This is a genomic window from Paenibacillus sp. JT31N11 (assembly GCF_056269285.1).
Window position 1 is genome coordinate 370,480 of the sequence record NZ_JBWDNQ010000005.1, and the last position, 13,333, is coordinate 383,812.

Consider the following 13,333-nt stretch of genomic DNA (forward strand, 5'->3'; position numbering starts at 1 on the left):
TGACAGAAGCTTGTATCATGCTTATGTTTTACGAAAGGGAGATGGAGATGGCTGAAGGCATTCTTTATGGAATCGGATTTGCAGTTTCACTTTGTATAGCGCTTGTGTTAACCCCGTTTGTTATTAAATTGGCTTTCAAGATCGGGGCTATAGACAAGCCTAATCATCGCAAAGTTCATACGCGTATAATGCCTCGTTTGGGCGGACTAGGTATATTTGGGGCCTTTGTAATTGCCTATTTCGTCATCAAACCATTCATTCCTGAAGGAATGCTTCGCCATTATGATTTGAATATTATCAACGCCCTTCTCGCAGGAGGCTCCATTATTGTCGTAATTGGCATGCTTGACGACCGGTTCGAGCTCTCCGCTAAAATAAAGCTTCTCGGTCAAATCGCGGCAGCGTGTGTGGTTGTATTTGGCTTTGGCGTCAAGATCGACCTGCTTAATATTCCATTCGGTGAATCGATGCAGCCTATTGCCGCATGGATCAGTATTCCCTTAACGATTTTGTGGATCGTTGGCGTCACGAATGCCATTAATCTTATCGACGGATTGGATGGGCTGGCTGCCGGCGTATCAGGTATTGCGATCGGCACAATCCTGATTATGGCTGCTATCATGGGATTTGCACCGGTCATTCTGTTATGTGCGTTATTGCTGGGCGGTGTAGTTGGCTTCCTCGTCTATAATTTTCATCCCGCCAAAATCTTCATGGGCGATACGGGGTCTTTATTCCTCGGATTCGCTTTAGCCACCTTATCCATGCTGGGCTTTAAACAAGTGACAGTCGTTTCCTTTGTCACGCCGCTTCTCATTATTGGCGTGCCGCTCTCGGACACCTTCTTTGCCATTGTGCGCCGCTGGGTCAACAAGAAACCGATTTTCGCACCGGACAAAGGCCATTTGCATCATTGTCTGCGTGAGCTTGGATTCAGCCACCGCCGGACAGTGCTGATTATCTATGCTATTGCCTCCTTCTTCGGGCTATGCGCGATTATTCAATCAACGATCGTACAGTCCGTCGCGGCCAACTGGATCACCTTTGTCGTTATTCTGATCCTGGTTTTCGTCTTGCAGATAGGCGCTGAGCTGATTGGAATCGTGGACAAATCCAGGCGACCGCTCATCAATTTCATTCAACGCCTGTTCATGCGGACGGAGCAATCGCGAACGAAATAATGCCAATTATAATTGGCTTCCAATAAAATAGGGTTGGATAAATATAACTCCTCTTCCATCGCGAAGTGGAGTTTTTTGTTTTGTAAAGGAGCTTTTTTTATCCGAAATGTCTAAACTTTTTCCAGTTTCGCACCGATAACAACATTACAACTAATTGAAATTTGGGTGCAAAAGAGTGAGGAGGCTTACTGTGATTAAGAAATTAGGCATGTGGGTTATGTTGCTGTCCTTAGTCATTTCACTACTGCCTATGAGCAGCGTTAAGACGGCAGAAGCAGCGACAGGGAATTTTACATTCCCGTCAGAGAGCGATCAGATCGGTTCACCGCGTATTACAACAGACGAGCGTGTCACATTGCAAGGAACGATTAACAACGTAGATCCGTCGTCTATTTCTTATAACGTCTATCAAATTGTCAATCCTTCGACCGAAGAAGTTGGCAGCGAACGCGAAAACTTAACAAGTAATGTTTCCCTTAACGGGTTCAGTATCCAGATATTCAACGTACAACTCTTTCCTGGTCTGAACAAGATTACGTTTAAAGGTACGCAGGGCGGCGGGGAAGTAACAAACTCCATTTTTGTTGAATACCGCAATGGCCCAATGCTGTATGACTTAACAGCAAGTCTGGATGGTAATCAGTATCCGATTATCGAGAACGGGACGACTGTCGTGCAGTCCAATGCTTCAAAAGGTCTCAACACGGCTGATATCAGCATCACGGGTAAAGCCCCAAATGCGCAGCAAGTGACGGTTGTTGTTAATGGCAGCAGCAAAACCTATTCGGTTAATAATACGAATGACAATACATTCGCCGCAGCACCGATCAATCTTAAAAAAGGAAAAAACCTGGTTACCTTCAAAATAGCGAATGGCACCCAGATTATCCAGACAACACGTGAAATCGCCTTTTATAATGGCAACGTAACCTTCTACGATGTAAATATCAATGAAACGACAGATCCCGCTTCACCAACGGGCACGATTGATACGGGAGAGATGGAATATAGTCCGAATCTGGTAATCGACGAGAATAATGAGCTCACGATTACCGGTAAGGTTATAGTCCCAAACAGCCGATACGAAGTTACTAGTGGAACCCCTCCCACTACAGTTATGCTGCCGCACCCGAATCCGATTGCTTCGATAGGGGGGGATCCAAATGCTCTCAGCTCACTGAAAGCAGGTATCAAGCTGACAACCGCAGGAACTTATACGGATATCACAGGTGATATATCTTCTGTGTCAGTGGTAGGCACACCGCTGGAAACAGACAGCTTCTTTATTTATGAATATCAAATTGATCTTGGCCCTGCATCAGGGATGTCATTTGACCAATTATACAATGTCAAACTGACTGCGGATAATGAATACAATCGGCATGTGGGGTCGACGGATATCCAGCAGGGGACAGACGCTTTATATTTCTCGCTCCGCAATGGAGATACGCCATTCATCAGCCAAATCAATTATTTGCCTGGCTATAAACCAACAACCTTTGAAGGAATAGAAGGTGTCCCTCTTGAGGGAAAAAGCATCTACGGGCTTCCGATCGGGGTGGAAGTATTAATTGGGAACCCCGATGCTGCTAATAGTGATGATCTTATAATCACGAAAATTCAGGATCTATATGGCAACAAAAAAGACACATCATCGACCCCGACTGCAGATTCATTTGGTGTGGAGAAATCTAATACGATCGTCACCAAAATGGTTGACGGGCAATCGGTTTCATTCCGGCGCATTGTGCTGGAGTTTGCAAAAATGCCATTTGAGGGCACTCAGACGATCTTTATGAAAGTCGCTACAGGAGCAGAATCGACTGCCAAATTCACACTGTTATTCGGACCATTCGCAAGCTACAACAAAATTTATGATACAATGACGATTTATGATGATTCCACCAAAGTGCTGGGGGATCGTGTAGCTGAAATTATTGGTACAACAGCGAATGCTAATCCAGACAATTCGAAGCTGGGATTGTTTAGAGGTGAGCTACAGAATATTAACAATACAGATGAAATCCGATATGAAGCTGGTACAACAACTGGACCACGTACGGTTTACTTCTACATTAATAATGTTCCATTTGCTCTGGACCCAGTTGATGGGGAACATGACACCCATTTTATATTGGCTTCCGATCCAACTGCTGCATTTAACGCAATGTTCAGTGGGGAAAATATAATCAAATTCGTATTCCAAGGCACAACAAGCTACTATGAAAAAACTGTAAAAGTAAACATCGTGCCAACCAACTTACCGGTAATTCCGGCTCAAGCATCAGGTGTCTATCCTTTTACATACGATGGTGCAGTGACAGATCCTAAACCGCTCGCAAATGATCCGAAGTTCCCTAAGCAGGGATCGATTTATACAACAACAGAGCCTTATATGAACATATTTGGAACTTTTGATTTTATTGATCTTGGTGAAACCTATGATCCAACAAACAATTCGGGATCAGTTAAAAGCAAGATGGATACTCTTCGAGTACCGAATAGTAATGGTCATAGACCTGCCGACGATTATATCCTGAATATCAGTGGAGCATCGCTTGCAAATGATATTCAATGGAAGCTCTCTGACCCTTTTATGGTTGTTAATGGGGATACGCCAGTAGGCATCTACCCAGCGAATGCAACCATTAATGGCGATCTGGTTGTGCAGTATAATCTGGCTAACCAGCAGTTCTCTTTTATTCTGAAGAGGCAGGAGCTTAATGCTGATGGCAGCTCGAGCGTTTATCTGTTTAATGTTTATAACAGCGGTACAACCGGTCCCAAAGCAACCTACCGCATGGAAGTTGATCCAACGACGCTTCCATACAAGGTTTTACGTCCATACCTGCCAGCTGAAGGTATCGTTAATAAAAACTTTGTTGATGTGATTATCAATGCCAGAGGCGCTGATAAAGTTACAATTAATAAAATAGCAGCTGAGAAGTTCGAATATGATTACAATAACGATGGCGTTATCACGGACGAATTGGATTATCCGAATGCATTCAAATCAACGGTTACCGGGCTCAAAGCCGGTGTGAACAAAATTAGCTTCACCATCGAGAATGCAAGTGATAAAATCACCAGCTTTATAAATGTGACATACACACCAACGAATATACCCGGTGCTGAAATTCTGGACGATATGAAAAGCTCCAACAAGGTTTTTGAAGGAGCTTTAACGCTTACTTTCCCTAAAGGTGCAGCCCTCATCCGACGTGATTTCAATGTGCCAAGCAATTTCAAGAACCAGGTTTTCTCCGGCCATAAACTGCTGTTTGCAATTGCCAATCCGGAAGATGGCGTGGTTGACCGTCGCGAGTATGACAATCCGCCAGCAGACTTTGACTTGATTATGCAGAACTTTGGGACAAGATTTAAAGTTTCCTTCCCAACCCGTTTCTCCAAATCAAGTCCTGTTTTCTGGGTAGATGCCGGATTGGCGGATGACTTGACAACACCTGGCTACGACCCCCTAACAATGGGTGTGGATCCATATCAATATCCAGGAGCCAAAGGTCCAGGCGGTACTAAAATACCAACTTATGATGACAGGCCGGATGATCGTGAACTTGTATCATCCAAGCGCGGAAGCTTGACATTGGCATTTGATCCAAGTATTCGCGATACAACAGGAACGATCATCACGGTGTTCCGTTATGATGTGAAAAACAAGTTCTGGGTGAATCTTGGCGGTGTTGTGGATACCAAGAAAAATACCATTACCGTTCCTTTTGATCAGTTTGGATATTATGTTGTTGCCAAAATGGTTTACTCATTCTCTGACATTACCAATCATCCATACGCCAGAAATTATATGGAGGCTATCTTCTCCAAAGGTGTCATGAACGCAGCAAATTTTGATGACTTTGGAGCTGACATGTATACGGCGCGCGGAGAATTTACCCGTATGATGGTAAAAGCATTGGATATTCCGCTTAACTACGAACTTAGCAAACCGCATTTCGATGATGTTGCGCCAATCATTAATCAGGATGCATTATGGGATTATAGTTATATTGAAACAGCGGCTAGAGAAGGGTTAATCCGGGGAACGCAGCCTCGTACCTTCGAACCGAATGCTAATCTAAGCCGGGCAGATGCAGCTGTATTTATAGCTCGCGCTCTGGATCTCAAGCTTGAAACGGATCCAGCGAAGATCGATAAAGCTTTGCAGAAAACATTTAAGGATTATGGCGATATCAGTTACTATGCCAAAGCGTCTGTGCTCGCTGTGGCGAATAAAGGATATATTCAGGGTTCACCGGTTGATGCAACTGATTTGAAAAAAGGTTATGTATTTGAACCGCAATCTAATCTGCTTCGCTCAGATGCATCCATTATCGTCGGAAAGCTTCTTGCTGATACGAAACGTTTACCTAAATTAACTTAATTAAAGCTAATCAAGGCTGTCTGGATTGCCAGGCAGCCTTGATTCCGTTATAAGGACCACTACAACAATGACATAATACGTATGCGGCAAACTCTCATTAGAATGGGAAATGTTTGATATCGACGGAAACAGGGTATTCAAGCTATACTTACCAATGTGCGAAAGCAGGGAGACTTCTACATAATACGTCACCAAACGATATGTCTAAGCAGATGCCGAATGAAATTATTTTGAAAATTTTTTTCCGGTATCGCAACTTTTTAAAACCTGCTGCGTTTAATTACATGAACGAGACGCAAACACCGACAACAACCGGTGGAGAATACTTTGGAACATATTCACAGATTCCTCTTTACGCTAGTATTGACCCATTGTATAATGTTATAGTGGCAGAGGGACTCTACCAAAATTTTCTTGCGTTCATCAGTTTACAAGTTTCTGCGACATGTTCCTACAAGGAACGCCTAATGCTTGCAGACATCATTTATATGAATTGTGCTCTACTCTGGAAAGGGGGTGAATCAACAGATGAGTGAAACGGGCAAACAATATTACAAACACAACTCTCAACAACCGAAGGATTTAAGAGGAGGAGAAAAAAAGGTTATGAAAAAAAGTTTAGCTGTAATTGTAGCCGGTGCTATGGCTTTCTCGATGTTCGCTTCCGCGGCATTTGCTGCTGACGAGCAGAAAGACCTGACAGCACTTGAGAAATTCAACGCTCTGAAAGAACTGGGTGTATTTGAAGGTTATCCAGGGGGCGGCGCTGGTCTTGAAAACGAAATGACTCGCGCAGAATTTGCAAAAGTACTTAGCAAAATCTCCAACCTTACAGAAAACGCAAGTGCAGCTAATGTATACAGCGATGTATCCGCTACTCACTGGGCTAAAGGCTTTATCGGCGCTGTAACGGCTGATGGCATCATGGAAGGTCTTGGCGGCGGCAAATTTGGCCCGTCCGGCAAAGTCACAATCGAGCAAGTTGCTAAAGTAGCAGACGAAGTTGCTGGCTTGGAGCAATCCGATGCAGCAGTATCCGGTGCAGTATCCGCTTGGGCTAAAGGCTATGTAGCTGCAGCAATTCAAGCAGGTCTGATTGCTGAACTTCCTTCGTACAAAACAAACGCAACGCGCGAAATGCTCGTTAACGTTACTTACGACCTGGTAGAGAGCGGTACTAACCTTGTAACTGTTAAATCGACGAAAGTTATCGATGACAAGAACATTGAAGTAACCTTCTCCGACGATCAAGTTGTTAAGAAAACTCTTGATACTGCTCTTGTAGCTGGTCAAGATACGAAAGTTTCCGTTGAGTACAACGGCAAAACTTACGAAGTTACAGTTAAACTGGATGTTCTTCAAGCAACTGAAGCAAAACAAACAGGCGCTAAGAAAATCACAGTTAGCTTTAACCAACCAGTTACAGAAGCTAACAAAACAAGCTTGACTTATGAGCTGAAAAACACTCTGAGTACTTACCCTGTAACACCTACGTACGCAGAAGATGGTAAGTCAGTTGTTCTGTCTCTTGCTTATCTGCCAGTTGGTGATTACACAGTGACTGTTAAAGACAGCCCTGCACTTAGTGTTAAAGTAGTTGCTGAGGCTGCAACGAAACTTGACATCACTGCACCAGCTCTTCAAGCAAAAGCTAATCAAAGTCTGGGCGTTAAGCTCTACAATCAGTTTAACGAAGAAATGGTGGCAACTCCACAAATTACTTCGTGGAACTTAACAAAAGGTAAAGCATTGCCTGCAGGTAACACTCTAGACCTGTCATCAGCTAACGATGCTGTTATCGGCGATACAATCTCCGTTAATGCAGTGTATCCACAAACTGGATTGACTGTTAGAAAAGACCTGAAAGTTATCAACGGCAGCGCTGCTACGTCGATTAAATTTACTGATGTACAACCGCTGAAAGATTCAGCTCGTATTTCTGTAAATCAAACTGGTTTGGTTCTGCCTTTGACGTTGATTGACCAAAATGGTCAAACAATTAAATTGCCGAATAAGACTGATATTAACCCTGACAAACGCACTTCATTTGAATACGAAGGATTGTATTTCTTCGTCAGCAACCCAGCTCTGATTACTAATCTGGCAGTTGACACTGACGGCGTTATTCACTTTAATACTGGAGCAAACTTAGCTAATGCACTTCCATCTGAAACTGTATATATTACAGTAACGAATGGTGCGACTGGCGCAACTGCTCAAACATCTTTTGTAGTTAATGCAGCTGCAACTGCTAAAGAGTTCCAACTTGGACTTCCTAGCAAACCAGTTGTTGTAAATGAGAAAATTGCTTTCCCATTCACAGCGGTTGATACCTACGGCGCTGCGATTGCTGGTAAGGATCTTAAACTTACAAATATCACATTTGCTGGTTTAGGTCTTAGCCCTTCCAATCAACCAACAATCAATGCTAAAGGTGAATTGGAATTCACATTCACACAATCAGGTTCTTCTACTGTCATCGTTTATGTGAATGGAGTACCACAAACAACAACTGTTCCAGTAACAATTCAAGAACCAACGTACTTCACGGCAATCAACGGTATTAAAGATGTTGCTACGACCTATGAAGAGGGTGCAAGCAATGCATTTGATACAGATAACATCACGATCGTTGATAGCTTGGGCCGAGTTTCGAACGTAACTGCAAATACTTACAATGTTTCGAGCTCGAACGAAGGTATTGTTAAGTACGAAAATGGTAAATTGGTTGGCGTCAAAGCTGGTTCTGCAACAATTACAGTAACTAGCTCTGCAAACAGCAATAATGCAGTGCCTGCTAACCGTAATAAAGAAATCAGCAAATACACGTTTACAGTGAACGTTGTCGCTTCCAGCGATATCAAAACTTACGCAATTGATACCGTTGGTACTGTATACGGTAAATCAAGTGCAGCCGACGACGGCAACGCTTATAAAAAAGCGGTTAAACTGATTGGTAAAACGGCTAGTGGCACAACTGTTGCATTGCTCTCAAGCACTCCAACCTTTGTGACCAGTGTTAATGAAGATATTCTTAAAGTAAGCTCTGATAAATCATCCGTATACGGTTTGAAAGCTGGTAAATCGGTAGTTTCTGCTTACTTCAACGGCTCGAAAGTTGCTGAACAAGAAGTAACAGTTTCCGAAGATGCACCAGTTGTTAAAACAGTTGAATTCGGCGCTGACGAGTACACAACTACTGTTGGTGGTACTACAACAGTTGCTGTAACTGTAAAAGACCAATATGGAGTTGTTCTACCAGGAACATTCTCAATCCTTTCCAGTGACACTAAAGTTGCTACTGTTGATGGTTTGAATGTAAAAGGTATTGCAAAAGGTAGCGCAACATTGACTTTTGTTTCGTCTAACGGAACACAAGACACAGCTACTATCGTAGTTAATCCTTAATTAATACCTTTTTAACAGAAACAGGCGAGGAAGTCCTCGCCTGTTTTTTGTTTTTTTTTGAACTTGATCCAAGCGCTTCACATTCATTTCATTTTGATTCTGTATAGTGAAACTATAAAACTTTATCGAAAGGACGAAACAAAGTAAAGCTGTCAAGCGTCTAATAGAATATACAGAAACAGGAGGAATGAACGTGAATTCAAAATGGATCAAATATGGTGTCGTGACATTAACGGCATCGTCCTTACTCACACCTAATCTGATATTGCCAGCGGCTTCAGTATCAGCAGCAGCCCAATCGGCGATATCATCCAAAATTGTAAAACTGACCGGCTCCAGCTATTTGAATATTCGTGATGCTCATTTCTTAATGCAGGAAAAAGGAAAGGTGCTGGCTTTTTCCGTAGCGATTACGAATAATGGTTCCACCCAATTGGATCTTATTGATTATTGGCTTCGAGTGAAGACAAAATCAGGCAAGTCCTTTAAATCGACCATTACGGAAGCGGATAAAACAAAAACAACGGTCGCTCCGAAGTCCACGCAATACTTGACGTACTACACCGTTGTAGATAACCAAACAAAGATTTCAGATCTTACTTTTGAAGTTGTCAAATGGGATTTTTCCGTAGCGAATTACGAGCGCAGACTGGGAATGATTCAATATCCAGCGAATACGACCGATCAGATTCCTGCCTTCAAGGATACGGTTATGCTCTATAACAACAATAAAATCAGAAGCGCTATCAAACAGTCCTACATAACAAAGGATGCCAATAATGCTTACTTGACCATCAATTTCCTTCTGGAAAATGTCGGTCTTCAATCGGCGGATTTGTCTAAAATGAATTTCTTCATTCAAACAGATAGCATGTCCGTCTATAATGTGAGCTCCAACTTGGAAGGAGCCTCCATTCAGCCAAAAGAACGCAAAATCGTTACCCTGCATGCGACGTTACCGCTTGTTGTGGCTGATAAACCGCTCTCCTTTATTGCATCACTGAATGATGATGTATCCAAGGTTCAGCTGCCTTCCGGCGTGTTCGCTCTACCTGCGACCAAAGCCGCTGCTGTAACGCCCGCTGGAGCGACTCGAATGTTCTACATGGATGGAACACCAATCAATACGAAAACAGCTTCTGCCTTTCTCACACAAGGATCGGATAAGAACCAGGTATCAATTGATTATACATTGACGAATACGGGGACCGCATCGATTGCCAACCCGAATCTGGATTATTTTCTCGTAACCTCATCCGGAACAAGCTATCCGTTAACGTTTACCAAAGAGGAAAATGGTGTGCTTCTGCCGAAGATCGACAAGGTGGTTACATTGACCGGGGAAATCCCATCCACGATCAAGCCGGAATCATCGCAGCTGCTCGTAAAAACAACTGCCACTGAGAAAGAAAAGTCGTATATTATCGGCAGTTACTATCTCAAATCGACATCACAGCAGGGATCGCTGCAAAGCTCATTTGCTTATAACGATTACACCGTTAAACTCGATTCTGTTGCACGTTCGCCGCTGGAAGACAATGATGTTCTGATGGCTAATCTGACGATCACAAACAATAGCGATGTAAGCAAGCAGGTTCCTTCACTTAGCGGTTATTTTATGGTGAACGGTGTCAAAATAGGCACTGAACAAAAGGCTGTCGGGCTTGATGAATCGGTTACAATTGCTCCAGGCGCATCCTATGAGGAAGTCGTATATTCAGAAATTCCTTATACAACCGCAATCGATAAAATTACATTCGTAAGTACAGAACCGGTACAGGATAAAGAAGGCAAGCAGCTTTATCAATTCTCTGGCCAGACGCTTAGCGAAACTCCGGTACGCAATATTGACGTGCCTTATGATGTCACAAGTGTCGGAAAACGTGCTTCGGTCAAAGTTACCCGTTCGGCTGTATTTGCCGGTGAGCAGAAAAATAATTTCTATGTAGAACTGGAAGCTGTCAATAAAGAGACGCGAGCTGCGCTAATTGCTAACTTGGGTGGTTACATTCAGGATAAGAATGGCGTCATCGTACCTGTACAGTTTGCAGAGGTGAAGGAGAAGCTTTCACCAAATGGCAAAGCGCTGGTCTCAGCATGGGCTCAGGTTTCCAAAAATTTTGACACAACTTCCTATCAATTCATTATTGGACAGTCTCTCGTGGCTACTAATGACACTGGATCTCCTCCGGATACAGGAGGCGGTACGGGAGGTGGCGCAGGTACGGGTGCTGGCACCGGAGGAACCGGAACAGGCTCGCCCACTCAAATCCCTGTTATTGTGAAGCCTGTCTCCTACACATTAAGCGGAACGGATGCTCAAGGCACGAAGCAAGGTCTCACAGGCATTACGTTTGGCGGCTATACGCTGGATATTCACCACGTTAATGCTTACTTGAATGTAGCGGGTGAATACGATGTGCAGGGCTTGAAGATGATGTTCGACTATAATTTGTCCAAAGACAAGCAATATGATTACATTGCCGGCGATCATAAATTGATGTTTGAATTTGTTAATAAAGACACGTTGAAAACGACCTATTCTAAACAATTTGCATTGGGAACGGCAGGAACCGATGAAGAGCTTCTGAAAGAAGCGGCGGAGAGCACACCTCTTACCATCATTTTCGCGGATAAAGATATCCAGGCGAATGTTCAGAAATATGAAGACTATACCCTGAATGTGTATGATGTCTTCCAAAATACCAAGCTGCTGATTGCAACAAAAGATTTAAAATGGTTTACTCCTTCCGAATAACAGCAGCGAACCCCGTACGGGTCAAACGGACCAGTGCGGGGTTTTTCTTCCTTTTGCGTGGAAGAAACACTTGAAATCTAGTAAACTGACATGAGAGATAACTAGCTTAGTCAAGCTTAGTTGCAGCACGGATGTTGAAAAAATGAGAATAATTGAGATGATTGATTGTAAATGCAAATGCAGCTGGGGACCTTCAAGTAGAAAGGAGATTAATGATATTGCGATACAAAGGATGGAAACTAACAGCGGCAGCCGTTGTAATTGGTGCCGGATTATGGGCGGGTTTTCAGTGGCCGTCAATGGCCGAAGGTGATGTGACTGCGGTTACACCTGGCAGTGTGGATGACCCGGTAGTAACAAAAAGCTACGTGGATCAGAAAATTGCCGCATTAAGTGGTGGGAGTTCAAATAGTGGCGGCACCGCTTCAGAGGATAAGCCAGTTCCAGAGGAACAAGAACCGGGAGAAGCCAATAACACAAACACAACCAATATTGTTACAGTACCTGTTGGAAAAACACTCATCGCCAAGGATGGCGCACAAATGGTTGTGAGGGCCGGTAAAGCGATCGCTTACAGTCCTGATTCGAATGGTATCGCTGATGTAACGGACGGAGCAGACATAAAGAGCGGCAGCCGCGTACTTAACAATCACCTTATTATGTTTCCACGCGGCGGACGGGGCATACTACCTGAGCCAGGGCAAAAGTACAGCCTCACGGTCATGGTAATGGGCGGCTACGAAATTAAAGTGTTGGATGACCAAGGCAAGTAACATTTGCAAGTCCTGACAAATTGTTTAGCGCGTCAAAGCTTAAGGATGGAGGCACAATAAAGCCATATCCTTTTTTAAAACTTTGGAGGTGCTTAGACGATGGCAAAACGTTCTTCTAATAAAGTGTTGGTAAAAGAAAGCAGAGCTGCTCTTGAACAAATGAAATATGAAATAGCAGCTGAGCTGGGATTAACGATAGGCCTGCTTTCGGCGGATCGCTTGGGTCATACCGAGTTTGCAACCGAGTTAGGCGGTATCGGCCAGGCATCGTCTTCAGACAGCGTGCCTTGGTCACAGCTGGCTACCAGGGATGCCGGGTCGGTTGGAGGCTCGATGACCCGTCAGCTCATTCAGAAGGCAGAGCAAGCTCTGAACGGATTGTAAATAAACTTACAACCATTGACACAAAGCGACAGTTTCGGTATCATACTGTTCTAGAGACTTGTCATTCCAGACCTTTTCCACTTGGAAAAGGTTCATTTTTTGAACCAAAGGAAAGTGTGGATTTTCATTTGGCTTTTCTCTGAGTATTTAGAGAAAGATGGTCTTATGAAGTATGGTGCCGATAGCCATTTCTTCTTAAATCGGGACGTTCAACGTTAGATTTGACGTGACCTTGATTTCTTTATAATCTCGATTCGACTGCTGTTTTATTCAAAATATAATAAAGTAGTCATTTATACTTTTCATATTTTGAAAGAAGAAATTGAATATTTCAGCCATGCGCGATTTTAAGGCCGCGTCAGCGGTTTTTCGCATAACGATAACATTTCTTCGAATGGATACTTAACTTATTATGTTGCAGGAGGTTGATATT

General features: G+C 43.4%; 6 protein-coding genes. All 6 read left to right on the plus strand.

Translation table 11 applies throughout. The features are described 5' to 3' along the window. The first annotated feature begins 47 nt into the window (after window positions 1-47). The 6 genes from AC0YNV_RS20265 (at window position 48) to AC0YNV_RS20290 (ending at window position 12,900) form a co-directional block, all read left to right on the plus strand. The gene (locus AC0YNV_RS20265) at window positions 48-1,181 is read left to right on the plus strand and encodes a glycosyltransferase family 4 protein (protein WP_210039277.1); all 1,134 of its coding nucleotides are present in this window, start codon (window positions 48-50) and stop codon (window positions 1,179-1,181) included. Window positions 1,182-1,371: 190 nt separating this feature from the next. Further along, window positions 1,372-5,577, plus strand: a complete 4,206-nt coding sequence (locus tag AC0YNV_RS20270; RefSeq protein ID WP_475769633.1) for an S-layer homology domain-containing protein — start codon at window positions 1,372-1,374, stop codon at window positions 5,575-5,577. A gap of 528 nt (window positions 5,578-6,105) precedes the next feature. Beyond that, window positions 6,106-8,985 (plus strand): S-layer homology domain-containing protein, encoded by a 2,880-nt coding sequence (locus AC0YNV_RS20275; protein ID WP_475769634.1) that lies wholly within the window; start codon window positions 6,106-6,108, stop codon window positions 8,983-8,985. Between the two features lie 193 nt (window positions 8,986-9,178). Next, on the plus strand, window positions 9,179-11,743 hold the full coding sequence (locus AC0YNV_RS20280) for a hypothetical protein (RefSeq protein ID WP_475769635.1): 2,565 nt from the start codon (window positions 9,179-9,181) through the stop codon (window positions 11,741-11,743). A 218-nt stretch (window positions 11,744-11,961) separates the two neighbouring features. After that, complete coding sequence (locus AC0YNV_RS20285) at window positions 11,962-12,516, plus strand: hypothetical protein (RefSeq protein ID WP_475769636.1); 555 nt, start codon at window positions 11,962-11,964, stop codon at window positions 12,514-12,516. Between the two features lie 99 nt (window positions 12,517-12,615). Beyond that, complete coding sequence (locus AC0YNV_RS20290) at window positions 12,616-12,900, plus strand: small, acid-soluble spore protein, alpha/beta type (RefSeq protein WP_475769637.1); 285 nt, start codon at window positions 12,616-12,618, stop codon at window positions 12,898-12,900. Window positions 12,901-13,333: the final 433 nt, after the last annotated feature.

Excerpts from the sequence above, each read along its gene's own strand:
- AC0YNV_RS20265 (WP_210039277.1), top strand. The coding sequence starts at position 48 with ATGGCTGAAGGCATTCTTTATGGAATCGGATTTGCAGTTTCACTTTGT.
- AC0YNV_RS20275 (WP_475769634.1), top strand. The coding sequence starts at position 6,106 with ATGAGTGAAACGGGCAAACAATATTACAAACACAACTCTCAACAACCG.
- AC0YNV_RS20290 (WP_475769637.1), top strand. The coding sequence starts at position 12,616 with ATGGCAAAACGTTCTTCTAATAAAGTGTTGGTAAAAGAAAGCAGAGCT.